Source organism: Streptomyces sp. NPDC034043 (assembly GCF_055575675.1).
This window is the reverse complement of record NZ_JBVISF010000012.1, coordinates 20,531-44,799: the sequence shown is the minus strand read 5'-3', so window position 1 is coordinate 44,799 and position 24,269 is coordinate 20,531. Positions and strand designations below refer to the sequence as shown.

Here is a 24,269-nt window from a genome sequence, read left to right as displayed (position 1 = left end):
CGCACTGACACGCGTGGTCCGATGCCCTTTCAGGCCCGCTCCGGATCCGGCCCGGCCGCCAGCTCCGCCACCAGGTCCGAGGCGCTCACCGACGCGAAGGATCCGGCCACTTCGGCCGGCCCCGGGAAGAGCCGGCAGGCCGTGCCCGAGGCGCCCGGCCCGGCGGCGGTGGCGTGCACCGTGGCCAGGAACACCCTGCGGCCCGCGCTCTCCTCGGCGACGGCCGCCCCGGCGTCCGCGGCCGCGCGCCGCTCCTCGGGCTCGCCCGGCGCCGCGACGCGGGCGGCGAATCCGGCCACCGTCTCCGCCGCGCCGGCCCGGTACCTCCACAACTCCCCGTCCCGCAGGACGGCCACCTCGCGGGAGCGGGCCGCGGCCCGCCACACCGCCAGGTCCCACAGGGTTGTGCGGGTGCCGGACCCGAAGTGCTCCCACACGTCGCGGGCGACGGACCCGAGCCGCTCGCCGTGCGAGGCGACGCTCTGGAAGCCTTCGGACGGCGGCAGGTGGACGTCCGCCCACAGGGCCCGCCGGGCGGCGAGGTCCACGACCATCGGCATGCAGACCCGGGAGTCCCCCGTCAGGTCGAAGCGCTGACGCACGGTCCGCGGGTCGTACGAGGAGCCGCGGGGGCCGTCCGCCGGCAGGGCCATGAAGCCGGCGAAGGCGTCCGGCAGTTCGTCGAAGGGCACGTTGTTGTAGCTGAAGACCAGCGGTACCGCGTACGCGTCCCCGTTCTCGGCGAGGGCCGCCAGGTCCAGGTCCACGTACTCGGTGGCACCGTCCGGAGCGGGCGCCGAGGTGAGGTCGCCCGAGTGCACGGCGGCCGCGCGCGGCCCGTACCGCAGGCGGGTGTAGTCGCAGAGCCCCCTGTACTTCCAGTCGGCGTCGAAGAAGGCGACGGACAGGTCCAGGTCGGTGCGGTCGCCCGCGGGCTCCGTCCAGTGCAGGAACAGCCGCAGCACCTCGTCCCCGGGCAGGGTCTGCGTACTGCCGCGCGGGACGGCGACCAGCGACCGGGACGCGTTGCGCTCGCCGAAGGGCACGGTCAGGTCCGCGAGCCCGGCGTCCAGGACCGCCAGGTCGTACGCCTCCCCGCCGGCGGCGGCGAACCGGCGCAGCACCTCCGCCTCCAGCCGGGCCGTGACCGCCCCGACGAGGGGCGCGGGCAGCGGGGCCCGCTCCTCCCACGCCACCTGGGCGCGCGCCACCCGGCCGCGCGGGAAGAACACCCGGCGCCCGCCGGTACGGTCCTCGGCGCGGGTGCGCAGGGCGCCGAACGCCGACAGCAGCGGTCCCGCCCCCACGTCGGGCAGGCCCCGGTCCAGGGCCCGCTCCAGCTCGGGCAGGAGTTCCGCGCCCGGGTGCAGGCGCAGCAGGTGGTCGAGGCGGCGTACGAGTTCCCCCGGGCGCTGCCCGGCGAGCGCGGCGGCGGCCCCCGCGTCCCCCTCGGCGAGGGCCTGTTCCAGCCGGCCGGCCCAGGTGGCGGGCCGGATCCGGTCCCCGTCCACGCGGACGGCGTCCGGGTGCGCGGCGGCGCCGGCCAGCAGCGCCGCGCCGAGCGGGGTGGCGGCGGACACGGTGGTGCCGCGCAGCACGGCGAAGGCGAGCGCGGCCCGGGGATGCCGGTCGTGCCGCTCGAAGGGGTGCAGCAGCTCGGCGGCCCGCTTCCAGGCGGTCGGGTGCCGCAGCAGGTCCTCGACCAGGTACCGCGGGTCCAACCCGTCGAGCACCGCGAGGAGTTCCCGGCGCAGCGGCCGTCCGGGGTTCACGAACCGGGGCAGCGGCAGCAGGCCGGCGTCCCCGCCGGACAGCACGGCGAGCAGCCGCAGCACGTCGGTGGCGGTGGTGAGCCGGGCGGCGAGCAGCGGCCGTACCGCGTCGGCGGTCCGCCAGGCGCGCAGCAGCGTGCCGAGGACCCGCGCCTTGGTCTCGCGTACGGGGATCTGCTCGGGGAGCCACCCGAGGTCCGCCGGAGCGGCGGGCAGCAGCAGGTCCAGGTCGTCGCGGTCCTCGGGGGACAGCGGGGTCTGCCGGGCGAGCAGCGAGGCGACCACGCGGCCGCAGTCGGCCTGCCGGTCGGTGCCGAGCCGCAGCAGCCGCAGCGGGCCCCCCGCCCCCTGGGCGGCGGGTGCGGCGGAGCCTGAGGACCGGTCGGGGACCGGGCGCAGGAAGGGGTCGGCGGGGTCGACGCGCCGGTGGCAGACGGGGCAGCCGGTGTAGTCGGAGCCGTCCCAGCAGGCGCGGCAGACGAGGTGGGCGCAGGGCGCGACGGGGTGGACCGTGCCGGCCTCGCCGCACAGGACGCACGGCTGCGCGGGATCCTGGAGCAGCAGGGCGAAGACGCGGCTGACGTACCAGTGTTCGGTGTCGTGCGGGATGGAGAAGGGGAAGCGGCGGAAGAGCGGCTTGTGCACCCGGTCGGAGCCCATCAGCCCGTCCAGCAGCGCCAGCAGCCGCAGCCGCTCCTCGGCGAGGTCGGTCGGCGCGAGCCGCGAGAGCGCGGCGTGCAGCTCCGGGCTCAGCGCGTGGCCGCGTTCGAGGAGCTCGCCCTCCAGGGGCCGCACTCCCTCGTGGCCGGGTGACGCGGCGGCGTTCGGCAGGTCGACGTAGACGGTCCTGAGCCGGTGCAGCAGGACGGACTCGATGGCGGACACGGGTGGAACCCCCTCCGGGAACGACAGGGCGGGGGCGGAGAGTGGGCACGCGGATTCTTGGTAAAGGAGTGGAGAAGGATGCGCGCCGGGGAGCCGCCCCCGCACGGCCGATCTGATCACGGGGCCGGGCATCCGGGCAATCCGATTATCGTCCGGAGCCGGTCAGCAGGGCCTGCGTCAGGGCCCGTACCGACAGCAGGAACAGCCGATCCGGGTCGGCCGGGCGGGCCAGGGCGCGGGCGAGCGCCGGGTCGCCGGGGGCGGACCGCGGGTCCCACAGCTCGCCCTCGCCCGGCGACTGGGCGGGGGAGCGCTCGCGGTTGCGCTCGACGAGCAGGAAGCCGACGGTCTGGAACTGGACGGCGCGCACCGCGTCGGCGGCCCGCGCCCCCCGCAGTCCGGCGGCGTGCACCTCGTCGGCCAGTGCCCGCTGGGCGGGCAGGAACATCCGCTCGGTGAGCCCGCGCTCGTGGACCATCGCGATCAGGTGCGGGCGGGCGCGGATCTCCCGCCGCAGGGTCAGGGCCACCGAGACGATCCGCTCGGCCGGGGTGCGGCCGACGGGGCGCACCGCGCCCATCTCCTGGACGGTCCGCTCCACCAGGGCGTCGAGGAGCCGCTCGCGGTTGCCGACGTGCCAGTAGATGGAGGTCACCGCCGTGCCCAGCTCGGCCGCGAGGCCGCGCATGGTCAGGGCAGCCGGACCGTGTCGCCTGACCAGGGACGCGGCCGCTTCCAGTACTTCGTCGCGGGTCAGCGCGTTTCTCGCCATCGCCGGGGCCGCCGATCTGTCTGCCGGAGCGTCAGTTCCGTTGTCTCCCCGGGTCTTTACCCTTCATCGCCACCGGTGTAACTGTGTTACAGAACCGCCTCCGGCCCCCGCCGGGGGGACCCTCGGAAGGGTGGTGCGGGACATGGCACGCATACGGTACGGAGCGCGGACCGAGGCCGAGATCAGGGCATCGCGCGAGAAGAGCGCCAAGCTCCCCGACATCTGGTCCACCGGCGTGGTGGCCGTCTGGGAGACCGACCCCGACGTGGTGGCGGCGGTCCTGCCCCCACCGCTCAAGCCCGCCGAACGGCCCCTCGTACGGGCGAACATCAGCAAGGTCGACCTGCCCGGCTACCCCCTCGGCGCCGGCTCGGTGGCCGTGGCGGCCCGGCACGGCGGGGTCGACGGCTGGTACCCCCTCGTCATGCCGATGACCCACGAGCGCGCCCTGACCGGCGGCCGCGAGGTGTTCGGCGAGCCGAAGAAGCTGGGCGAGGTCACCGTCGAGCGCGAGGGGCTCGTCGTACGGGCCGTCCTCGCCCGGCACGGGATCGCCTTCGTCGAGGTGCGCGGAGCCGTCGACCGCGAGCTGCCGCCGCCCGGACCGACCGTGAAGACCGACTTCTACTTCAAGTTCCTCCCGGCCGTCGACGGATCCGGCCTCGACGGCGATCCGGTGCTCGTGCACTGCACCCGCAACGAGAAGGTCCGCAGGCTGGAGCACCTCACCGGGGACGTGGTGCTGCGCGAGTCGATGTACGACCCCGTCGCCGACCTTCCGGTACGGCGCCTCGTGGAGCTCACCATCGGCGAGAAGACCACCGACCAGCGGGGCAGGGTCGTCGAACGGGTCAGCGCCCGGGCACTGCTCCCCTACGTCCACCAGCGCTACGACGACCCCCTCCAGATCCTCGACGGCCCGCCCGAGGGGAGCGTGTGACGTGCGGCTCGCACCCGGACAGGTGGCCGTCGTCACCGGCGCCGCGAGCGGCATCGGCCTCGCCATGGCCCGCCGCCTCGCCGCAGAAGGCCTCAAGGTGGTCCTCGCCGACGTGGAGGAGGCCGCCCTGCGCAAGGCCGCCGACGCCCTCGCCGCGGACGGCGCCGAGGTGCTCGCCCGGACCGTCGACGTCAGCGAACGCGACTCCGTCCTCGCCCTCGCCGACGCCGCCTACGCGACCTTCGGCGCCGTGCACGTGCTGTGCAACAACGCGGGCGTCGGATCCGGCGCCGAGGGCCGGATGTGGGAACACGAGCCCAACGACTGGAAGTGGGCCTTCTCCGTCAACGTCTGGGGCGTCTTCCACGGCATCCAGGCCTTCGTCCCCCGCATGATCGCCTCCGGCGCCCCCGGCCACGTCGTCAACACCTCCTCCGGCGACGGCGGCATCGCCCCCCTGCCCACCGCCTCCGTGTACGCCGTCACCAAGGCCGCCGTGGTCACCATGACCGAGTCCCTCTACGCCCACCTCAGGGCGGAGGGCGCCCCCGTGGGCGCCTCCGTCCTCTTCCCCGGCCCGCACATGCTGCGCACCGGCCTGTGGGAGTCCCACCGCAACCGGCCCGAGCGCTTCGCGAAGGAGCGGCCGCGCAGGTCCCCGTACCGCAGCCTCGACCAGTACGAGGCCGCGATGAGGGAGGCCGGGCACGAGGTGCGCTTCACCCCGGTCGAGGAGGTCGCGGAGCACGTCGTCGACGGCATCCGCGCCGACCGCTTCTGGATGCTGCCGCCGAGCGAGCACAGCGACCGGCAGATCCGCGCCCGGGCGCGGTCGATGCTCGACCGCGCCAACCCCGCCTACCTGGAGAGCTTCATCCTCGACCGAGGGGACCGACGTGCCTGACGAGACGTACGAAGACCCGTACCTGATCATCTCCTCCGACTGCCACGCGGGCCTGCCCACCGAGCAGTACCGTCCCTACCTCGACTCCCGCTTCCATCCCCGGTTCGACGAGTTCCTCGGGCAGCGCGACGCGCGCCGCGAGGAGGCCACCCGGCTCGGCGTGCGCAACGAGGCCTTCGCCGCGAAGTGGTTCCACGACCACGAGGAAGGCCTCAAGGGCGGTTGGGACAGCGCCCGGCGGATCAAGGAACTCGACGGCGACGGAGTGGCCGCCGAGGTCGTCTTCCCCGACGCGGACGCCGTCGACAGCCAGACCGCCGCCCCCTTCGGGGTGGGCCTGGGCCTGTCCGGAGACCAGGACCCCGAGCTCGGCATGGCGGGCGCGCAGGCGCACAACCGCTGGCTGGCGGAGTTCGTCGGGCACAACCCCGAGCGCCACTGCGGTGTCGCCCTGCTGCCCATCACGGGCGAACCGTCCGAGGTCGTCGCCGAGATCCACCGGGCCAGGGAATCCGGCCTCGGCGCCCTGATGATCCCCTCCATGTGGGTGGACCGGGCGCCCTACCACGACCGCCGCTACGATCCCGTGTGGGCGGCCGCCGCCGAGACGGCGATGCCGGTCGTCACCCACTCGGGGGCCGCGCCGCGCCACGAGTACGGCGACCACCTGGGCATCTACGTCTCCGAGGTCACCTGGTGGCCGGCCCGCCCGCTGTGGTTCCTGCTCTGGTCCGGGGTGTTCGAGCGCCACCCCGGCCTGAGGTTCGGCGTCGCCGAGTCGGGGTGCTGGTGGCTGCCGAACCTGCTGTGGTTCATGGACCGCCTCTACCTCGGCGCCCACGGCGGCAAGAAGCTCTCGCCCTTCTCGGAGCTGAAGCGCCCGCCCAGCGAGTACCTGGACCGGCAGGTGTTCGTCTGCGCGACCAACACCAAGCGCCGGGAACTCGCCCAGCGCTACGAGATCGGCGTGGACAACATCCTGTGGGGCTCGGACTTCCCGCACCCCGAGGGCACCTGGCCCGACACCCGCGCCTGGCTGAAGAAGACGTTCCACGACATCCCGGTCGCGGAAACCCGCCGGATGCTGGGCCTGGCCGCCGCCGAGGTCTTCGGCTTCGACACCGACCGGCTCGCCCCGATCGCCCGCCGCATCGGCCCCACCCCGGCCGAGCTGGGCCAGAGCCCCGACCAGGCGGCGGTGGAGGCCTCCTGGGCCCGCTCCCGCGAGACCGGCCGCCACTGGCTCACCGGCGACGACTTCCCCTCGCTGGGGGTGTCCCGGTGACGGCGGACGACCGCTACACGGTCATCTCGGCGGACTGCCACGCGGGAGCCGACCTGCTCGACTACAGGCCGTACCTCGCCAAGCGCCACCACGAGGCCTTCGACGCCTGGGCCGCGTCCTACGTCAATCCGTACGAGGACCTCCTCGCCGACTCGGCGGACCTCAACTGGAACTCGCGGCGCCGGCTCGCCGAGCTGGAGGCCGACGGCATCGTCGCCGAGGTCGTCTTCCCGAACACCATCCCGCCCTTCTTCCCCAAGGCCTCGCTGATGGCCCAGCCGCCGACCGCCGAGGAGTACGAACTGCGGTGGGCCGGGCTCCAGGCGCACAACCGGTGGCTGGCCGACTTCTGCGCGGACGCGCCGGGGCGGCGGGCGGGCGTCGCCCAGATCCTCCTCAACGACGTGGACGCGGCGGTGGCGGAGATCCGCCGCACCCGGGAGGCGGGCTTGACCGGCGGCGTCCTCCTTCCCGGGGTCCCGCCCGGCTCACCCGTCCCCGAGCTGTACTCGGCCGCGTACGACCCGATCTGGGCGGTGTGCGCGGAACTGGACGTCCCGGTCAACCACCACGGGGGTTCGGCCTCGCCCCCGCTGGGCGACGAACCGGCCGCGCGGGCCGTCTTCATGGTCGAGACCACCTGGTTCTCGCACCGCGCCCTGTGGCACCTGGTCTTCGGCGGGGCCTTCCGCCGCCACCCGGGCCTGAAGCTCGTCCTGACGGAGCAGGGCTCCGGCTGGATCCCGGGCGTGCTGGAGATGCTGGACTACTACCACGGCCGCCTGGTCGCGGCGTCGTCCACCGCCGAGGCCAAGTTCGGCGCGGGCCTGGCCGAGTCCATGGGCCGGGGCCCGAGCGAGGTCTGGCGGGACAACTGCTTCGTGGGGGCCAGCTTCATGCGCCCCCACGAGGTCCCGCTGCGGGAACGGATCGGCCTCGACAAGATCATGTGGGGCAGCGACTTCCCCCACGACGAGGGCACCGCCCCCTTCTCCCGCGAAGCCCTGCGCATCGCGTACGCGGGCCTGCCGAGGGAGGAGGTCGCGGCCATGACCGGCGGCAACGCGGCCCGCGTCTACGGCTTCGACCTGGCGCTGCTGGACGCGGTCGCCGCGAAGGTCGGCCCGACGGTGGCCGAGATCTCCGTCCCGCTGATGGAGGTTCCGGCCACGGCCACCAGCCCGGCGTTCGCCCCGGGGGGCTCGGTCCGGGTCTGGTAGCCACGGAGTCCCCCGCCGGGGCGGCGACGTTCAGTGGAACTTCAGCCGCTCCGGCGGGAAACCCTCCGCCCCGCGTACGTCCGTCCCGCCGTAGAGGTGGACGACGAGGTCCGGGAGCTCGCGCAGGGGCGCCAGGTCCACTGTGCCGCAGGCGCTGAGGGAGAGCGTCCGAAGTCGGCCCAGCTCGGCGATGCGCTGCTCGGTACCCGGCGGGAGTACGCAGTCCGACAGGAAGAGGCTGGATAGGCGGGGGAACCGGAGGAGTTCCTCCGCCTCGAACTCCTGTCGGTGGATCATCTGGAGGAACTCCAGCTCCGGCACCCGGCCCATCTTCCGCAGGTACGCACCCTGGGAGTCACCGGTGATGCTGAGCGCACTCAGGTCCGGCCAGCGGTCGAGGCCCTCCAGCGACATGGCCGCCGCCCCCTCGTAGAGCCACAGGCCGGTCAGGGGCTGCCGGACGGGCAGCTCACCCACCGCCCGGAACCGGTCCCCCGAGTCCAGGCCCAGTATCGTCAGCTCCGGCAGCTCGGCCAGGACGTCGAGGGAAACCCCGCCGCTGCCCGCCAGGAAGAGGCTGTGCAGCGGGAGGCCGGCCACCGGACTGAGGTTTTGCACGGCTGGGCAGGACTGCAGGCTGAGGTGCTCCAGCCCGCGCAGTGCGGCCAGTGGCCGCACGTCGGTCAGCTCGGGGGAGTTCAGGACGTAGAGCATCCGCAGGTCGGTCCGGGCGGCCAGTGCGGCCGGGATCCGGGAGATCTCGAACAGCCGCAGCCTCCGGAAGTGCGTGAGGTCCTCCAGGCGGGTGAGCTGCTCAGCGGTGCGGAAGGAGATCAGGGCTTCCTCGGCCACGACGTCGGCGAGCACGCTGTCGGCATAGGCCCGAGTGTCGAAGCGCCCCCAGGCCTCGTCCAGCTCCTGGAGGGCCAGCGGCCCCTGCTCTTGGCGGAACTGGCGCACCACCGACAGCGCCCGGTCTCCTCCGACCAGAGCGGCGGTCCGGATGGAGGCCGCCGTCTCCGGATCGCCGAGTCCTTCGTCCGGGCCGGGCAGGAGCTCGAGTACCAGCTCGCCGGCCTTGGCCAGCTCGGCGGCCTGGGACGGGTCGCGCGGCGGCAGCAGTTCCGCCGTCCGTGACTGGATCTCGCGGCGCAGGGACGGATCCAGTTCCGGGGCGTGTTCCAGGCAGGCCGCCGCGAGGAGGGTGAGGCGGCTGCGGGCGCCCTTGACCTTGTCGGCGCGCTTCAGGAGGCCCCGGAGGACCCGGACGCGTTCGTCCGGGCGGGCGTGGCCCACCGCCATGCGGACCACGTCGTCCCAGGTGTCGTCCTGGGCGTTCTTCACCAGCACGCCGAAGTCCCGCGACTCCACCGCCGCCTTGGCGCCCAGGTAATCCTGGAAAGTGCGGTGCACGAAGTCCACCGAGCCCTTCACCGGCTCCCGCAGCAGACCGCTGCGGACCAGCAGGTGCGCGAAGACCTGCTCCGCGCCGGCCTGCTCCCGGACCTGCGGCATGGCCTCCAGCCACTCCGCCACCAGCTCGACGGCCTCGTCCCGGCCCGCCTCCACCTGGCCGTTGCGGATCAGCCAGTACGCGAACCGCTGGAGCAGCAGGATCTGTTCGTCCCGAGTGAGGTGGACGCCCTCGACCCCGCTGATCTCCCGTTCCGTGTCCCGCCGGACCAGCAGCATGTCCAGGGCCGCGTCGTACAGCTCCTTCCGTGCGCGCGGCAGCCGCATCCGCCGGTCCCGGTTAAGGGCGCACAACAGCGCGCACATCAGCGGGTTCGTCGCCAGCCGGCCCAGGTCCCTGCGGGCGGATACCGCCTCCCGCAGGGAGGCCTCGTACGGGCCGAGGTCCTCGCCCGGGTACTCCACGGCGGCGGCCCGGTGCCAGTGCCCGATGAACGCCCCGACGTCCTCGCGCTCCATCGGCAGCAGCGAGTGCGGTACGAAGCCCTCCCGGGCGAGCCAGTCCTCCGGGACGGCCGAAGGGCGGGTGGTGACCACGTAACGGGCGTCCGGGAACGCGGAGACGAGCCCGCGCAGCCAGCTCTCCGTACGGCCGCGCAGCCGCTGCGGGACCTCGTCCACCCCGTCCACCAGGACCAGGGCCCGGCCGCTCAGCATCAGGTCCTCGACCCAGCCGACCGGCGCTGACAGCGGCACGCCGGAGGCCTTGAGGAAGTCCTCCGGCAGGGGCAGGACCTCGGCAGTCGTGAAAGAGCGCAGGCGCAGCACGAACGGTACGCGGGTGCTCCGCCGGGCCGTGTTCACGGCGAGCCACTGGAGGAGCGTGCTCTTGCCCGAGCCCGCCGGGCCGCGCAGCAGGACGCGGTCCGCCTCGCCGAGCGCCTGTTCCGCCCGGACCGACGTACGGTGCCCGCCCGGCTCGCCCGGCAGCGGTGGATGCTGCTCTCCGCTGACGGCGAGGCTGATGTAGGCCAGGTCCAGCGGCCACTCCTCCCGGGCGCGGCCGGTCGTCAGGCCGAAGAGCTGGAGCCGCCCGTGGGTGTCGGCCACCCAGCGCGCGTACCGTTCCTCGAAGGCGTACGCCGCCCCGTCGGCGCGCTGCGCCAGCCGGTTCACCGACCGCTGCAACGCGCCGGCGCGGCGTACGAGTTCCACCTCGGCCCGCGCCCCGAACGACGGCAGGGTGGTCAGGTACTCGACGGTGTGGACGCACGCCAGCCGGATCAGGTCCCGGGCCAGCGCCTCGGCCGCCGCGCTCAGGCCCGCAGTCGGCGGTACGGGCACCTTCGCCGCCAGCTCCGCCGGGTCCAGGTCCGCCGTGAAGAGGGTGTCGGCGTCCAGGTGCCCCAGCGCGGCGAAGGCGTCGGCCACCGCCTCGAGCGCCGCCAGCCGCTCGTGCTCCGGCAGGCGGGCGGCGGCCGCGTCCAGCCGTGGCGCCAGTCCCTGCGCGAGGCGGCGCAGTTCCGGTGTGCCGAGTTCCGCGGGCCGGCGCCAACGCGGCGCCGGTCGCACCGCGGCGTCGGCGAGGCCCGCGCCGGGCACCTGCCCGAGCCTCGACCTCCACAGCGACCCCGCCGCGGTGGTCGCCGCCCTTAACGCGGCCGTTTCGAGCCCTGCCATGTGTCCTCCCCCTTGTACCCGGGGTAACCCCGCCGGATACTGATCGGTAACAACCCCTGGCGGCAGCCCGGAACCCGCCCTAAGGTGCGCCCATGCCAAATCTGCCCGATGTCGTGCTGTGGTCCATACCCGCCTTCGTACTGCTCACCGTCATCGAGGTGGTCAGCTACCGGCTCCATCCCGACGAGGACGCCGCCGGCTACGACACCAAGGACGCGGTCACCAGCGTCACCATGGGGCTCGGCAGCATCGGCTTCGACCTGCTGTGGAAGATCCCGGTCGTCGCCGTCTTCACCGCCGTCTACGAACTGACCCCGCTGCGGGTGCCGTTCCTGTGGTGGACCGCCCTGCTGATGCTGCTCGTCCAGGACTTCCTCTACTACTGGCAGCACCGGCTCCACCACGTCATCCGCATCCTGTGGGCCTGCCACGTGGTCCACCACAGCAGCCGCAGGTTCAACCTCACCACCGCGCTGCGCCAGCCGTGGACCAGCGCGACCACGTGGTGGTTCTACCTGCCGATGGTCGCCCTCGGGGTGCACCCGGCGGCGGTCCCGTTCTGCTACGGCATCAACCTGCTCTACCAGTTCTGGGTGCACACCGAGCGCATCGGGAAACTGCCGAGGCCCTACGAGTACGTCTTCAACACCCCCTCCCACCACCGCGTCCACCACGCCTCCCAAGGCGGCTACCTCGACCGCAACTTCGGCGGCATCCTGATCGTCTGGGACCGGATGTTCGGGTCCTGGGTGGGGGAGACCGAGCGGCCCGTCTACGGGCTCACCAAGAACATCGACACCCACAACCCGCTGCGCGTCGCCACCCACGAGTACGCCGCCATCGCCCGCGACGTACGCGCCGCCGACAGCTGGCGCGAGCGCGCCGGGCGGGTGTTCCGGGGCCCCGGCTGGCAGCCGGCGGCCAAGCGCGCCGATGCCGCGCGGGCCGCCGGTCCCGCTCCCGCCGCTGCTCCCGCCGCGAAGGCGCCGGAGCGCGCCGCGTGAGCGCCGCCGGGACCCGTACGCCCTCCTGGGCGGCGCGGCCGGTGGCCGCCGGACGTGCCGGACGCGTCCTGCTCGCCGCCTTCGGCGCGGCGGCCGCCGCCGACCTCGGTTCGCTGCTGGCCGACTGGCACCTCGGGCACGTCCTCGCCAAGCCGCTGCTGATGCCGTTGCTGGCGGGGTACGTGCTGACCCGCGGCGCGCCCCGGCCGCTGGTCGCCGCCCTGCTCTTCGGCTGGGGCGGGGACCTCGCCCTGCTCTTCGACGCCGAGCCCGCCTTCCTCGTCGGGATGGGCTCCTTCGCCCTGGGGCACGTCTGCTACCTGTTCCTCTTCGGCAGGGTCGGGACGAGCCCCGCGCTCGGGGGCGCGTACGCCGTCGCGCTCGTCGGGACCGTCGCGCTGCTGTGGCCGGACCTGCCGGCGGACCTGCGGATCCCCGTGGCCGGGTACAGCCTGCTGCTCACCGCCATGGCCTACCGCTCCAGCGCCCTCGGCCGCGCGGCGGGCGCCGGCGGGGCGCTGTTCCTGCTGTCCGACACCCTCATCGCCACCGGGGTCGCCGAGTGGCCCCAGCTCCCGCGGCCCGACTTCTGGATCATGGCCACGTACCTCGCCGCCCAGTACCTTCTGGCGCTGGGCGCGATCACCCGGGGGCAGGCGTACCGTAGGGAGGTCATACAAGACTCAACCATTTGATCCGGAGGGCTGCACCACCATGCGCGCCACCGTCATCCACGCCCCGCACGACATCCGCGTGGAGGAGGTGCCCGACGCTGCGATCCAGCGCCCCGAGGACGCCGTCGTCCGCGTCCTGCGCGCCTGCATCTGCGGCAGCGACCTCTGGGCCTACCGCGGCGAGGCCGCGCGTCAGCCCGGCCAGCGCATCGGCCACGAGTTCCTCGGCATCGTCGAGGAGACCGGCTCCGCCGTCTCCGGCCTGCGCGCCGGGGACCTCGTCGTCGCCCCGTTCATGTGGTCCGACGGCACCTGCGACTACTGCTCCGAGGGCCTGTACACCTCCTGCGCGCACGGCGGCTTCTGGGGCTCTGTCGGCCACGACGGCGGCCAGGGCGAGGCCGTCCGGGTCCCGCACGCCGACGGCACCCTGGTGAAGCTGCCCGCCGAGGCCGTCTCGGACGACCACCTGCTGACCGGGCTGCTCGCGCTCTCCGACGTCATGGGCACCGGCCACCACGCCGCGCTGGGCGCCGGCGTCCGCGCGGGCTCCACCGTGGCCGTCGTCGGGGACGGCGCGGTCGGGCTGTGCGGCGTCCTCGCGGCCAAGCGGCTCGGCGCCGAGCGGATCATCGCACTGGGCCGCCACAGCGCCCGTACGGACATCGCGAAGTCCTTCGGGGCCACCGAGGTGGTCGCCGAGCGCGGGGAGGCCGCCGAGGCCGCCGTGCGCGAGCTGACCCGGGGCCAGGGCGCCCACGCCGTCATCGAAGCGGTCGGCACCGAGATGTCCATGCGCACCGCCGTGAACATCACCCGCGACGGCGGCGCCATCGGCTACGTCGGCGTCCCGCACGGCAGCGGCACCGGCCTCGACCTCGGCGTGATGTTCGACCGCAACATCACCCTGCGCGGCGGCGTGGCACCGGTCCGGGCCTACATCCCGGAGCTGCTGGAGGACGTGCTGAGCGGCGCGATCGACCCGGCCCCCGTCTTCGACCGGGCCATCTCGCTGGACGAGGTCCCGGACGGCTACCGCGCGATGGACGACCGCAGCGCGCTGAAGGTCCTGATCAAGCCCTGAACCGGCGGACGTGAAGGGCCGGGCGGGGAAACACCCCGCCCGGCCCCTTCACGCGTGTGCCGTTACTTGACGGCCTTGAGCGCGTCGACCACGCCCGAGCCGTAGTACGCCGTCTGGCCCCACTTGGTGGTGCAGGTGGTGGCGTCGATCAGCTTGCCGGTGTTGTCGTAGACCTGCTCCGGGCAGGCCGTCTTCGTGGCCTGGGCCTTCAGCATGGCCTGGAGCTGGGACGGCGTGGCCGTCGGGTGCGCGCTCTTCAGCAGCGCCGCGACGCCCGCCACGTGCGGGGCGGCCATCGAGGTGCCCTGCTTGTAGCCGTAGCCGCCGGGGACGGTCGACAGTACGCGGCCGTTGGCGTCCGGGGTGGCGGGGACCTGCCACTTGTCGCCGCCGGGGGCGGCCACGTCGACGACACCCAGGCCGTAGGTGGAGTAGTACGACTTGAAGCCCTTGTCACCGGTCGCGCTCACGGTGACCACGCCCGGCAGCTGGGTGGGCAGGTCCAGGCAGACCTTCGGGTCGATCGTGCGCGGACCCGGGGTGGAGTCGTTCGGGCTGGAGTCGTCGAGGATCGAGTCCGCGGCCAGGTCGTGGTTGGAGTTGCCGGCCGAGGCCACGTGGAGGACGCCCTTGCGCTCGGCGTACTTGGTGGCCCGGCCGAGGGCCTCCACCAGCGCCTTCTGGTCGTCGTCCGCCTTGCAGTTGTAGAGCCACGGGTCGACGTAGTAGCTGTTGTTGGTCACCTCGATCCCCTTCTCGGCGGCGAACATGAAGCCGCACACGACCGCTTCGGTGTAGAAGAGGCCGTTCCCGGGCTCGCTCACCTTGATGCCGGCGACCTTCGCGCCCGGCGCGACACCGCTGATGCCCACGCCGTTGCGGGCGGCGGCTATGGTGCCGGCCACGTGGGTGCCGTGGTCGCTGCCGTCCGCGTACGGACGCCACGCGCCCTCACTGGTGTCGGCGACGCCGCCGACACAGTTGGCCGACTGCTCCTTGGAGAAGTTGGGCGCCAAGTCGGGGTGAGTGTCGTCCACACCCGTGTCGATGACGCCCACGGTGACGTCCGTGCTGCCATCGTTGATCTTGTGCGCCGCGTCGGCCTTGATCGCCCGCAGGTCCCACTGGTTGGACTCCAGGGGCTCCTGACCCGGCTCGGCCTGCGCCGCCGCGTTGGCGGCGGCCTCCGCGCTCAGCCGCTGGGTCGTGCCCTCATCGGTGGTCTGCACCGGCTGGAGGGGGGCCGTGCGGGTGGCGCCGACCGAGACGAAGAGGCCGCGCTGCGCCCGCAGCTGCTTGGCGAAGTCCGGGTTCTCGGAGTGCGCGACGATGACCCCGATCTGCTCGTGGGCGATCACCACCGTCCCACCGGCCCGCTCGATGGCCTTCTTCGCCGCCGTCGTCGTGGCGTACACGTTCAGGTTCGCCACGTAGGACAGCTTCGGGCCGGTGGCGGCGGTCTTCGATGCCGTCACCGAGTCCGCCGTGGTGCCCAGCGGCGCCGCCGAGGCGGCCACCGAGGGCAGGAAGGCGAGCGAGGCCGTGAGCGCCAGGCCGACCGGAACGGCGAGAACTCGCCGGCGGCCGTGTCCCAGATGAGCCATGGGTTCTCCACATCATCCGTCAAAAAGCCGTCCGCGCGCGGTCGCGCGCGACGGGTTCATGACACGCGAACCTAGCGCCGACGTGCCTGATTGCGCCATGAGTTCGAGAAAGAAGTTCTTGAAGTAACAGCGGGTGTTGAACCGTCCCGACACGCCGGCCGTGCCGTTGACAGGGGGGATCAGCACCACCGTCCCCCCACACGGAGGTTGTTTTGTCCGTCGTCCCCACCGCACCCGCGTCACAAGGAGAACCCCCCGTGACCACCGAAGCAGCAGCGCCGCCGCCGGGCGGCGCGGGACCGGTCCGTCCGTCGGCCGAAGAGTTCACGCGCGTCCAGCAGAGCCCGGAATTCGCCGAACTGCGCGGCTCCTACCGGTCGTTCGCCTTCCCGCTCACCGTGGCCTTCACCGCCTGGTACCTGCTCTACGTCCTGTTGTCCAGCTACGCGGGCGGCTTCATGGGGATCAGGCTCTTCGGCAACATCAACGTCGCTCTGGTCCTCGGCCTCGCCCAGTTCCTGACGACCTTCCTGATCGCCTGGCTGTACTCGCGGCACGCCGCCGCCAAGCTCGACCCCAAGGCCGAGGCCATCAAGGAACGCATGGAGGCCGGAGCATGACCACGAGCACGAGCGCGGTCCCCGCGGTGACGGTCGCCGCCGGGGCGGGCGAGCACCGCCCGCTGATCATCACCCTCTTCGGGCTGTTCGTCGTCGCCACCCTCATCATCACCGTCTGGGCCGGCCGCCAGACCAAGGACGCCGCCGACTTCTACGCGGGCGGCCGCCAGTTCACCGGGTTCCAGAACGGCCTGGCCATCTCCGGCGACTACATGTCCGCCGCGTCCTTCCTCGGCATCGCCGGGGCCATCGCGCTCTTCGGCTACGACGGCTTCCTGTACTCCATCGGCTTCCTCGTGGCCTGGCTGGTGGCCCTGCTGCTCGTCGCCGAGCCGCTGCGCAACTCCGGCCGCTACACGATGGGCGACGTCCTCGCGTACCGGATGCGCCAGCGGCCCGTCCGCACCGCCGCCGGCACCTCCACCATCGTGGTCTCGATCTTCTACCTGCTCGCCCAGATGGCCGGGGCCGGCGTGCTCGTCTCGCTGCTCCTGGGCATCACCAGCGACGGCGGCAAGGTCGCCGTCGTGGCCCTGGTCGGCCTGCTGATGATCGTCTACGTCACGATCGGCGGGATGAAGGGCACCACCTGGGTCCAGATGGTCAAGGCGGTCCTCCTCATCGCGGGCGCCCTGCTCATCACCTTCCTGGTGCTGCTGAAGTTCAACTTCAACATCTCCGCCCTGCTGGGCCAGGCCGCCGAGAACAGCGGCCAGGGCACCAAGTTCCTCGAGCCCGGGCTCAAGTACGGCAAGGACGGGCTCACCAAGCTGGACTTCATCTCCCTCGGCCTCGCCCTCGTCCTCGGCACCGCCGGTCTGCCGCACATCCTGATCCGCTTCTACACGGTCCCCACCGCCAAGGCCGCCCGCAAGTCCGTGAACTGGGCCATCGGCATCATCGGCGCCTTCTACCTGATGACGATCGCCCTCGGCTTCGGAGCCGCGGCCCTGCTCAAGCGGGCCGACATCCTGGCCTCCAACAAGGCCGGCAACACCGCCGCACCGCTCCTCGCCCAGGAGATCGGCGGGGGCGCGGACTCCACCGGCGGCGCGATCCTGCTCGCGGTGATCTCGGCGGTGGCCTTCGCCACCATCCTCGCCGTCGTCGCGGGCCTCACCCTGGCCTCCTCGTCCTCCTTCGCGCACGACATCTACGTGAACGTCATCCGCAGGGGGAAGGCCACCGAGAAGGAGGAGGTGCGCGCCGCCCGCTGGTCCACCGTGGTCATCGGCGCCGTCGCCATCTTCCTCGGAGCCCTCGCCCGCGACATGAACGTCGCCGGCCTGGTCGCCCTCGCCTTCGCGGTCGCCGCCTCCGCCAACCTCCCGACCATCCTCTACAGCCTCTTCTGGAAGCGCTTCACCACCCGGGGCGCGCTGTGGTCGATCTACGGCGGGCTGATCTCGGCGGTCGGGCTCGTCCTCTTCTCGCCGGTCGTCTCGGGCAAGCCCACCTCGATGTTCAAGGACGCCGACTTCTACTGGTTCCCGCTGGAGAACCCGGGGATCATCTCCATCCCCCTCGGCTTCCTGCTGGGGTGGCTGGGAACGGTCCTCTCCAAGGAGGAGGCCGATCCGCAGAAGTTCGCCGAGCTGGAGGTGCGCTCCCTCACCGGCACCGGGGCCCACTGACCGGGGGCTCCCCGAGACCGTACGAACACCGTGCGTGGCCGCGTCGTACTTCCCTACGACGCGGCCTCGTTACGTATCGTTCATTCGGGCATCCCTCCACGACACACGGGTCGCGTAGGCTCGAGCCATAGAACCTCTAGAACCGGACAGGGGAGGGGGCCCACAGTGCTTCTCGACACGTACGGCCGCGTGGCCACTGACCTGCGCGTCTCACTCACCGACCGGTGCAACCTGCGGTGTACCTACTGCATGCCCGAGGAGGGCCTGCAGTGGCTGGGAAAGTCCGATCTGCTGAGTGACGACGAGATCGTCCGGCTGATCCGCATCGCCGTGACGAGCCTCGGCATCACCGAGGTCCGTTTCACCGGCGGCGAGCCGCTGCTGCGGCCCGGCCTGGTCGGGATCGTGGAACGGTGCGCGGCCCTGGAGCCCCGCCCCAGGATGTCGCTGACGACCAACGGCATCGGCCTCAAGCGCACCGCCCAGGCCCTCAAGGCCGCCGGCCTGGACAGGGTGAACGTTTCCCTGGACACCCTGCGGCCCGAGGTCTTCAAGACCCTCACACGCCGCGACCGCCACCACGACGTCATCGACGGCATGGCCGCCGCCCGCGAGGCCGGCCTGACCCCCGTCAAGGTCAACGCCGTCCTGATGCCGGGGCTGAACGACGACGAGGCGCCCGACCTGCTCGCCTGGGCCGTGGAGAACGAGTACGAGCTCCGCTTCATCGAGCAGATGCCGCTGGACGCCCAGCACGGCTGGAAGCGCGAGGGCATGATCACCGCCGGGGACATCCTGGAGTCCCTGCGCACCCGCTTCACCCTCACCGAGGAGGGCGCCGAGGAGCGCGGCTCCGCCCCGGCCGAGCGCTGGCTGGTCGACGGCGGCCCGGCCACCGTCGGGGTCATCGCCTCCGTCACCCGCCCGTTCTGCGGCGCCTGCGACCGTACCCGGCTCACCGCCGACGGCCAGGTCCGTACGTGCCTGTTCGCCACCGAGGAGTCCGACCTGCGGTCCGCACTGCGCTCGGGCGCCCCGGACGAGGAGATCGCCCGCCTGTGGAAGGTGGCGATGTGGGGCAAGAAGGCCGGGTCCGGACTCGACGACCCGTCCTTCCTCCAGCCCGACCGCCCCATGTCGGCGATCGGCGGCTGACGCCTCCCGGCGGGCCCCCGCCGAGACGACCGGGCCTAGCGCTCGCGCTCGGAGCCCTCGGGCTGGACCCAGTCCTCCAGCCTCACGACGTCCTTGAGGAAGCCGCGGACCCCCAGGAACTGGGAGAGGTGTTCGCGGTGTTCCCCGCACGCCAGCCAGGTCTTGCGGCGCTCCGGCGTGTGCAGCTTCGGGTTGTTCCACGCCAGGACCCATACGGCCGCGTCGCGGCAGCCCTTGGCGGAGCAGGTCGGGGTTTCGGGAGAAGTCACGGCCCCAACCCTAGAACGGAACGGCGACGCCGGGCAGCCACGGGGGGAGCTGCCCGGCGTCGGTCCGTCGCTCCGACGGGGGATGCGGAGCGCGTAGGCAGTATGTCACGCACGACCCGGTGCGGTGCACCGGAACTTCATGATTGATCTGAGCTTTTATTGAGGTTTCCCGGGTCCAGTGCGGGGCGCACAGGGGCCGGCATGAAGTGCGAGGGCAGCGAGGGCGTCGATTCGCGCCCCGCGTTGGCGATGACGACGGCGATGTACGGCAGCAGCAGCCCGGCGGCCAGTGTCACGACCGCCACATGGCGCTCCACGTTCCACAGGATCACCGTGGCCACGACCGACAGGGTCCGGATCCCCATCGAGATGACGTACCGGCGCTGGCGCCCCCGTACGTCCTCGGCCAGGCCCATCCGGGCTCCCGTGATACGGAAGACCTCGGGTCCGTTCCGCTTCGTCCGCTGCATGCTCCACCACCCGATCAGCCCGCCGGACGCTCCCGGTCCGGACCAGTCCACGGTACGCCGCTCCCGCTCGCGGGGAGGAGAGGGGGGGGGTGTTCCCCGAACGGCAGTGTCCGAAATGCGCCGTACGCCGGATGGGCCGAGACTGGGCGCACATGCGCACAACGCGCCACGAGGAGGCTCGACATGCAATGGTTGTGGGCGATCATCGTCGGTTTCGTGCTGGGCCTCATCGCCCGGGCCGTCCTGCCCGGCAAGCAGCACCAGCCCCTCTGGCTGACCACCATCTTCGGCATCGTCGGCGCGGTCCTCGGCAACGCCGTCTCACGATGGATCGGCGTCGAGGACACCAAGGGCATCGACTGGATCCGGCACCTGCTCCAGCTCGCCGGAGCCGTCGTCGTCGTCGGCCTCGGCGACATGATCTACATGGCCCTCCGGGGCGGCAGACGCCACACCGTCTGACGGCGGCGGCACGGCCGAGGGGCCGGTGCGGACGATGGAGTCCGCACCGGCCCCTCGGCCGTGGTCGCGCCCTCAGGCGCCGGTGACCTCCACCGCGGCCAGGTTCTTCTTGCCGCGGCGCAGCACCAGCCAGCGCCCGTGCAGCAGGTCCTCCGGCGCGGGGACCGCGTCCTCGGCGGTGACCTTCGCGTTGTTCACGTAGGCGCCGCCCTCCTTCACCGTCCGGCGGGCCGCGGACTTGCTGGCGACCAGGCCCGTCTCGGCGAACAGGTCCACGACCGGGCCCAGCTCGGCGACCCGGGCGTGCGGCAGCTCGGAGAGGGCCGCGGCCAGCGTGGCCTCGTCCAGCTCCGCGAGCTCGCCCTGGCCGAACAGCGCCTTCGACGCGGCGATCACGGCGGCGCACTGTTCCGCGCCGTGCACCAGCGTGGTCAGCTCCTCCGCCAGCGCCCGCTGGGCCGCCCGCGCCTGCGGGCGCTCCGCGGTCTGCGCCTCCAGCTCCTCCAGCTCCTCACGGGACCTGAAGGACAGGATCCGCATGTAGGTGGAGATGTCCCGGTCGTCCACGTTCAGCCAGAACTGGTAGAACGCGTACGGGGTGGTCATCTCCGGGTCGAGCCAGACGGCCCCGCTCTCGGACTTGCCGAACTTGGTGCCGTCCGCCTTCACCATCAGCGGGGTCGCCATCGCGTGCACCTGCGCGCCCGGCTCCACCCGGTGGATCAGGTCGAGGCCCGCCGTCAGGTTGCCCCACTGGTCGGAGCCGCCCTGCTGGAGGGTGCAGCCGTAGCGGCGGTACAGCTCCAGGAAGTCCATGCCCTGGAGCAGCTGGTAGCTGAACTCCGTGTAGCTGATGCCCTGCTCGGAGTCCAGCCGCTTGGCGACCGAGTCCTTCGTCAGCATCTTGTTGACGCGGAAGTGCTTGCCGATGTCCCGCAGGAACTCGATGGCGGACAGGCCCGCCGTCCAGTCCAGGTTGTTCACCATGACCGCCGCGTTCTCGCCCTCGAAGGACAGGAACGGCTCGATCTGCGTGCGCAGCCGGTTCACCCAGTTCGCGACCGTCTCCGGGTCGTTCAGGGTGCGCTCCGCCGTCGGGCGCGGGTCACCGATCTGACCGGTGGCCCCGCCGACCAGCGCCAGCGGCCGGTGGCCGGCCTGCTGGAGCCGGCGCACGGTGAGCACCTGCACCAGGTGCCCCACGTGCAGGGAGGCCGCGGTCGGGTCGAAGCCGCAATAGAACGTGACGGGACCGTCCGCGAAGGCCTTGCGCAGCGCTTCTTCGTCAGTGGACTGGGCGAACAGCCCGCGCCACTTCAGTTCGTCGACGATGTCCGTCACGGTCTCTCGACTCCTTGCGAAATGTGGAAATGCCGAGCTCAGTCTAGGTGGGTCAGACGCCCTTGCTGACCGAACTCATGTTGAAGTCCGGGATGCGGACAGGAGGCATCGCGGCCCGCGTGAACCAGTCGCCCCACTCGCGCGGAAGGGTCCTCTCGGTCCGCCCCGCCTCCGAGGCCCGCGACAGCAGGTCCACCGGCGACTCGTTGAACCGGAAGTTGTTGACCTCGCCCGTGACCTGCCCGTTCTCCACCAGGTACACCCCGTCCCGGGTCAGGCCCGTGAGCAGCAGCGTGGCCGGGTCGACCTCGCGGATGTACCAGAGGCAGGTCAGCAGCAGACCCCGCTCGGTGCCCGCCACCATCTCCTCCAGGGACTTCTCGCCGCCCCCGTCCAGGATCAGGTTCCCGAAGGCCGGGGAGAGCGGCAGCCCGGTCAGCGCGGCGCTGTGCCGGGTCGTGGTCAGCCGCGCCAGTTCCCCCTCGCGGATCCATTCCGTCGCCGGGACGGGCAGGCCGTTGTCGAAGACCGACGCGTCGTCGCCGGAGCTGTGCGCGATCACGAACGGAGCGGACTCCAGACCCGGCGCGTTCGGGTCGCTGCGCAGGGTCAGCGGCAGCCGCGAGAGCCGCTCCCCGATCCGGGTGCCGCCGCGGGGCCTGGAGAAGACCGTCCGGCCCTCCGCCGCGTCCCGGGCGGCCGCCGACCACATCTGGTAGATCAGCAGGTCGGCCACCGCGGTCGGCGGCAGCAGGGTCTCGTACCGGCCGGCGGGCAGCTCGACCTTCCGCTCCGCCCAGCCCAGGCGTACGGCGAGCTCCGCGTCCAGGGCGGTCGGATCCACGTCCTTGAAGTCGCGGGTGGCCCGGCCGGCCCAGGCCGAACGCAGCCGGTCCGGGGACTTGGCGTTGAGCTCCAGGGTGCCGTTCGGCTGGTCGTGGCGCAGCCGCAGCCCGGCCGAGGTACCGACGTACGTGGAGGTCAGCTCGTGGTTGGCGAAGCCGTACAGCTCGCGGCCGCCAGCGCGGGCCCGGGCGAAGGCCTCGCCGAGGGCCGGGGCGAAGTCGGCGAACACCGCCGAGGAGGTCTCGTCCGGCGCGTCGGTGAAGTCCGGGGAGGCCGGGGTTCCGGTCACCAGCGGCTGGGCGTCCTCGGCGGGCCCGGCCGCCCGCGCGGCCGCCTCGGCGGCCCGTACCAGCGGCTCCAGGTCGGCGGCGGTGACGGCGGAGCGCGAGACGACCCCCGAGGCCGTGCCCTCCTTGCCGTCGACCGTGGCGATGACCGTCAGGGTCCGGCCGCGGGTGACCCCGTTGGTGGTGAGCGCGTTGCCGGCCCAGCGCAGGTTGGCGCTGGACTCCTCGTCCGCGATGACGACGCAGCCGTCGGCGGTGGACAGCTCCAGGGCCCGCTCGACGATCTCGTGGGGCTTCGTGCGGTTCGGCGACATCAGCGTCCGGCCTCCTGGGTGGTGTTCAAGATGTTCACGTCGCGGAACAGGGCCGACGGGCAGCCGTGCGAGACCGCCGCGACCTGGCCCGGCTGGGCCTTGCCGCAGTTGAAGGCGCCGCCCAGGACGTAGGTCTGCGGGCCGCCGACCTTCTCCATCGAGCCCCAGAATTCGGTGGTCGTGGCCTGGTACGCGACGTCGCGCAGCTGTCCGGCCAGCCGGCCGTTCTCGATCCGGAAGAAGCGCTGCCCGGTGAACTGGAAGTTGTAACGCTGCATGTCGATGGACCAGGAGCGGTCGCCGACCACGTAGATCCCGCGTTCCACCCCGCCGATCAGGTCCTCGGTGGAGAGCCCGCCCGGATCCGGCTGGAGCGAGACGTTCGCCATCCGCTGCACCGGCACGTGCCCGGGGGAGTCGGCGTAGGCGCAGCCGTTGGAGCGGCCGAGGCCGGTCAGCCGGGCGATGCGCCGGTCGGTCTGGTAGCCGGTCAGGACGCCGTCCTTGACCAGGTCCCAGCTCTGCGCCTCGACGCCCTCGTCGTCGTAGCCGATGGTCGCCAGGCCGTGCTCGGCGGTGCGGTCCCCGGTCACGTTCATGATCGAGGAGCCGTACTTGAGCGTGCCCAGCTGGTCGAAGGTGGCGAAGGAGGTCCCCGCGTACGCCGCCTCGTAGCCCAGCGCCCGGTCGAGCTCGGTGGCGTGGCCGATGGACTCGTGGATGGTGAGCCACAGGTTGGACGGGTCCACGACCAGGTCGTAGCGCCCGGCCTCGACGCCGGGGGCCCGCATCTTCTCCGCGAGGAGGGCGGGGATCTGCTCCAGCTCGGCGTCCCAGTCCCAGCCGGTGCCGGTCAGGTACTCCCAGCCGCGCCCGGCGGGCGGGGCGATGGTGCGCATGGAGTCGAACTCGCCGGTGGTGCCGTTGACGGCGACCGCGGTGAGCTGGGGGTGCAGGCGCACCCGCTGCTGGGTGGTGGAGGTGCCCGCGGTATCGGCGTAGAACTTGTTCTCGTGGACGGCGAGCAGCGAGGCGTCGACGTGCGCGACGCCCTCGGCCGCCAGCAGCCGCGCGCTCCAGTCGGCGAGCAGGGCCGACTTCTCGGCGTCCGGTACCTCGAAGGGGTTCACGTCGTAGGCGGAGATCCAGGTCTTCTCCGCGTGCACCGGCTCCTCGGCCAGCTCCACCCGCTCGTCGGAGCCGGCGGCCTTGATCACCTGGGCCGACAGCTTCGCCATGGCCACGGCCTGCGAGGCCACCTTGGCCGCGCCGTCCATGGTCAGGTCCACGCCGGAGGCGAAGCCCCAGCTGCCGCCGTGCACCACCCGGACCGCGTAACCGAGGTCGGTGGTGTCGGAGCCGCCGGAGGGCTTGGCGTCGCGCAGCCGCCAGGAGGCGCTGCGGATCCGCTCGAGCCGGAAGTCGGCATGGTCGGCGCCCAGCGCGCGCGCCCGGGCGAGTGCCGCGTCGGCGAGAGCCCGCAGGGGCAGCGCGGTGAAAGCCGCGTCGATGGAATGGGGCACGGGAGTCCTCCCGGGGTCGGGGCCGGTCGCCCCGATCATGTCGCGCCCGGGGCCACTGTGCCTACCTCTTTCTGTAGGGACTCGACAGAGCCCGTCGCGAGGCCCTGTCGG

21 protein-coding genes are annotated in these 24,269 nt (G+C 72.6%); 11 read left to right on the top strand and 10 right to left on the bottom strand.

The window, feature by feature from the left end:
• Positions 1-29: 29 nt before the first annotated feature.
• A complete protein-coding gene (locus ACZ51S_RS25815; protein ID WP_468962088.1) occupies positions 30-2,657 on the bottom strand; it encodes an MXAN_6230/SCO0854 family RING domain-containing protein in 2,628 nt (875 codons plus the stop codon).
• A gap of 145 nt (positions 2,658-2,802) precedes the next feature.
• A complete protein-coding gene (locus tag ACZ51S_RS25810; protein WP_468962086.1) occupies positions 2,803-3,429 on the bottom strand; it encodes a TetR/AcrR family transcriptional regulator in 627 nt (208 codons plus the stop codon).
• Between the two features lie 142 nt (positions 3,430-3,571).
• Here ACZ51S_RS25810 and ACZ51S_RS25805 point away from each other — a divergent pair, with 142 nt between their 5' ends.
• The 4 genes from ACZ51S_RS25805 to ACZ51S_RS25790 are packed head-to-tail and all read left to right on the top strand — an operon-like array spanning position 3,572 to position 7,778.
• Positions 3,572-4,369: an acetoacetate decarboxylase family protein gene (locus ACZ51S_RS25805; protein WP_388944631.1), complete on the top strand. Its 798-nt coding sequence runs from the start codon at positions 3,572-3,574 to the stop codon at positions 4,367-4,369.
• A 1-nt stretch (position 4,370) separates the two neighbouring features.
• Positions 4,371-5,273 carry an SDR family NAD(P)-dependent oxidoreductase gene (locus ACZ51S_RS25800; protein ID WP_468962084.1) on the top strand — a complete coding sequence of 301 codons (903 nt, stop codon included), beginning with the start codon at positions 4,371-4,373 and terminating at the stop codon, positions 5,271-5,273.
• Positions 5,266-6,558: an amidohydrolase family protein gene (locus ACZ51S_RS25795; protein ID WP_468480096.1), complete on the top strand. Its 1,293-nt coding sequence runs from the start codon at positions 5,266-5,268 to the stop codon at positions 6,556-6,558. Before ACZ51S_RS25800 ends, ACZ51S_RS25795 begins: the two co-directional genes overlap by 8 nt.
• Positions 6,555-7,778 (top strand): amidohydrolase family protein, encoded by a 1,224-nt coding sequence (locus ACZ51S_RS25790; RefSeq protein WP_468803185.1) that lies wholly within the window; start codon positions 6,555-6,557, stop codon positions 7,776-7,778. Before ACZ51S_RS25795 ends, ACZ51S_RS25790 begins: the two co-directional genes overlap by 4 nt.
• 30 nt (positions 7,779-7,808) lie before the next feature.
• Here ACZ51S_RS25790 and ACZ51S_RS25785 read toward each other — a convergent pair whose 3' ends face one another.
• Positions 7,809-10,871: an NACHT domain-containing protein gene (locus tag ACZ51S_RS25785; protein ID WP_468962082.1), complete on the bottom strand. Its 3,063-nt coding sequence runs from the start codon at positions 10,869-10,871 to the stop codon at positions 7,809-7,811.
• Positions 10,872-10,963: 92 nt separating this feature from the next.
• On the opposite strand from ACZ51S_RS25785, the gene ACZ51S_RS25780 reads away from it, so the two are divergent.
• Genes ACZ51S_RS25780 through ACZ51S_RS25770 form a run of 3 tightly spaced genes read left to right on the top strand, consistent with a single transcriptional unit; the run spans position 10,964 to position 13,633 of the window.
• A complete protein-coding gene (locus tag ACZ51S_RS25780; RefSeq protein ID WP_468480167.1) occupies positions 10,964-11,875 on the top strand; it encodes a sterol desaturase family protein in 912 nt (303 codons plus the stop codon).
• On the top strand, positions 11,872-12,570 hold the full coding sequence (locus tag ACZ51S_RS25775; RefSeq protein WP_468803187.1) for a lysoplasmalogenase: 699 nt from the start codon (positions 11,872-11,874) through the stop codon (positions 12,568-12,570). Before ACZ51S_RS25780 ends, ACZ51S_RS25775 begins: the two co-directional genes overlap by 4 nt.
• Before the next feature lie 19 nt (positions 12,571-12,589).
• On the top strand, positions 12,590-13,633 hold the full coding sequence (locus ACZ51S_RS25770) for a zinc-dependent alcohol dehydrogenase family protein (RefSeq protein WP_468480169.1): 1,044 nt from the start codon (positions 12,590-12,592) through the stop codon (positions 13,631-13,633).
• Between the two features lie 62 nt (positions 13,634-13,695).
• Here the strand turns inward: ACZ51S_RS25770 and ACZ51S_RS25765 are convergent, their stop codons facing one another.
• A complete protein-coding gene (locus tag ACZ51S_RS25765) occupies positions 13,696-15,237 on the bottom strand; it encodes a S8 family peptidase (RefSeq protein ID WP_468803189.1) in 1,542 nt (513 codons plus the stop codon).
• A gap of 12 nt (positions 15,238-15,249) precedes the next feature.
• Positions 15,250-15,426 carry a hypothetical protein gene (locus ACZ51S_RS25760; RefSeq protein ID WP_468479519.1) on the bottom strand — a complete coding sequence of 59 codons (177 nt, stop codon included), beginning with the start codon at positions 15,424-15,426 and terminating at the stop codon, positions 15,250-15,252.
• 68 nt (positions 15,427-15,494) lie between these two features.
• On the opposite strand from ACZ51S_RS25760, the gene ACZ51S_RS25755 reads away from it, so the two are divergent.
• The 3 genes from ACZ51S_RS25755 to moaA all read left to right on the top strand — a co-directional run bounded on the left by ACZ51S_RS25755 (position 15,495) and on the right by moaA (position 18,646).
• On the top strand, positions 15,495-15,857 hold the full coding sequence (locus tag ACZ51S_RS25755; RefSeq protein WP_468479520.1) for a DUF485 domain-containing protein: 363 nt from the start codon (positions 15,495-15,497) through the stop codon (positions 15,855-15,857).
• Entirely contained in the window at positions 15,854-17,491 is a 1,638-nt protein-coding gene (locus tag ACZ51S_RS25750) for a solute symporter family protein (protein ID WP_468479521.1), read from the top strand. Before ACZ51S_RS25755 ends, ACZ51S_RS25750 begins: the two co-directional genes overlap by 4 nt.
• Positions 17,492-17,656: 165 nt before the next feature.
• A complete protein-coding gene (gene moaA / locus ACZ51S_RS25745) occupies positions 17,657-18,646 on the top strand; it encodes a GTP 3',8-cyclase MoaA (RefSeq protein WP_468167306.1) in 990 nt (329 codons plus the stop codon).
• Positions 18,647-18,681: 35 nt separating this feature from the next.
• Here the strand turns inward: moaA and ACZ51S_RS25740 are convergent, their stop codons facing one another.
• Together ACZ51S_RS25740 and ACZ51S_RS25735 are read right to left on the bottom strand one after the other, a co-directional pair.
• On the bottom strand, positions 18,682-18,915 hold the full coding sequence (locus ACZ51S_RS25740) for a hypothetical protein (RefSeq protein ID WP_468479523.1): 234 nt from the start codon (positions 18,913-18,915) through the stop codon (positions 18,682-18,684).
• A 137-nt stretch (positions 18,916-19,052) separates the two neighbouring features.
• On the bottom strand, positions 19,053-19,385 hold the full coding sequence (locus ACZ51S_RS25735; protein WP_388944670.1) for a DUF3099 domain-containing protein: 333 nt from the start codon (positions 19,383-19,385) through the stop codon (positions 19,053-19,055).
• A 183-nt stretch (positions 19,386-19,568) separates the two neighbouring features.
• On the opposite strand from ACZ51S_RS25735, the gene ACZ51S_RS25730 reads away from it, so the two are divergent.
• Positions 19,569-19,847: a GlsB/YeaQ/YmgE family stress response membrane protein gene (locus tag ACZ51S_RS25730; RefSeq protein ID WP_388944673.1), complete on the top strand. Its 279-nt coding sequence runs from the start codon at positions 19,569-19,571 to the stop codon at positions 19,845-19,847.
• 72 nt (positions 19,848-19,919) lie between these two features.
• On the opposite strand, the gene tyrS is transcribed toward ACZ51S_RS25730, so the two are convergent.
• From tyrS to ACZ51S_RS25715, 3 genes are read right to left on the bottom strand one after another with little or no spacing between them, the layout of a single operon-like run.
• The gene (gene tyrS / locus ACZ51S_RS25725) at positions 19,920-21,188 is read right to left on the bottom strand and encodes a tyrosine--tRNA ligase (RefSeq protein ID WP_468962079.1); all 1,269 of its coding nucleotides are present in this window, start codon (positions 21,186-21,188) and stop codon (positions 19,920-19,922) included.
• 52 nt (positions 21,189-21,240) lie between these two features.
• Positions 21,241-22,635: a metallopeptidase TldD-related protein gene (locus ACZ51S_RS25720; protein WP_468962077.1), complete on the bottom strand. Its 1,395-nt coding sequence runs from the start codon at positions 22,633-22,635 to the stop codon at positions 21,241-21,243.
• The gene (locus ACZ51S_RS25715; protein WP_468479526.1) at positions 22,635-24,197 is read right to left on the bottom strand and encodes a TldD/PmbA family protein; all 1,563 of its coding nucleotides are present in this window, start codon (positions 24,195-24,197) and stop codon (positions 22,635-22,637) included. The genes ACZ51S_RS25720 and ACZ51S_RS25715 overlap by 1 nt, the downstream gene beginning before the upstream one ends.
• Positions 24,198-24,269 lie beyond the last annotated feature (72 nt).

What these genes read in the sequence shown, in the direction of transcription:
- ACZ51S_RS25770 (WP_468480169.1), top strand. Translation starts at nt 12,590, where the DNA reads ATGCGCGCCACCGTCATCCACGCCCCGCACGACATCCGCGTGGAGGAG.
- ACZ51S_RS25720 (WP_468962077.1), bottom strand. Translation starts at nt 22,635, where the DNA reads ATGTCGCCGAACCGCACGAAGCCCCACGAGATCGTCGAGCGGGCCCTG.
- ACZ51S_RS25715 (WP_468479526.1), bottom strand. Translation starts at nt 24,197, where the DNA reads ATGATCGGGGCGACCGGCCCCGACCCCGGGAGGACTCCCGTGCCCCAT.
- ACZ51S_RS25785 (WP_468962082.1), bottom strand. Translation starts at nt 10,871, where the DNA reads ATGGCAGGGCTCGAAACGGCCGCGTTAAGGGCGGCGACCACCGCGGCG.
- ACZ51S_RS25810 (WP_468962086.1), bottom strand. Translation starts at nt 3,429, where the DNA reads ATGGCGAGAAACGCGCTGACCCGCGACGAAGTACTGGAAGCGGCCGCG.
- ACZ51S_RS25735 (WP_388944670.1), bottom strand. Translation starts at nt 19,385, where the DNA reads ATGCAGCGGACGAAGCGGAACGGACCCGAGGTCTTCCGTATCACGGGA.
- ACZ51S_RS25730 (WP_388944673.1), top strand. Translation starts at nt 19,569, where the DNA reads ATGCAATGGTTGTGGGCGATCATCGTCGGTTTCGTGCTGGGCCTCATC.
- ACZ51S_RS25780 (WP_468480167.1), top strand. Translation starts at nt 10,964, where the DNA reads ATGCCAAATCTGCCCGATGTCGTGCTGTGGTCCATACCCGCCTTCGTA.
- ACZ51S_RS25765 (WP_468803189.1), bottom strand. Translation starts at nt 15,237, where the DNA reads ATGGCTCATCTGGGACACGGCCGCCGGCGAGTTCTCGCCGTTCCGGTC.
- ACZ51S_RS25750 (WP_468479521.1), top strand. Translation starts at nt 15,854, where the DNA reads ATGACCACGAGCACGAGCGCGGTCCCCGCGGTGACGGTCGCCGCCGGG.
- ACZ51S_RS25805 (WP_388944631.1), top strand. Translation starts at nt 3,572, where the DNA reads ATGGCACGCATACGGTACGGAGCGCGGACCGAGGCCGAGATCAGGGCA.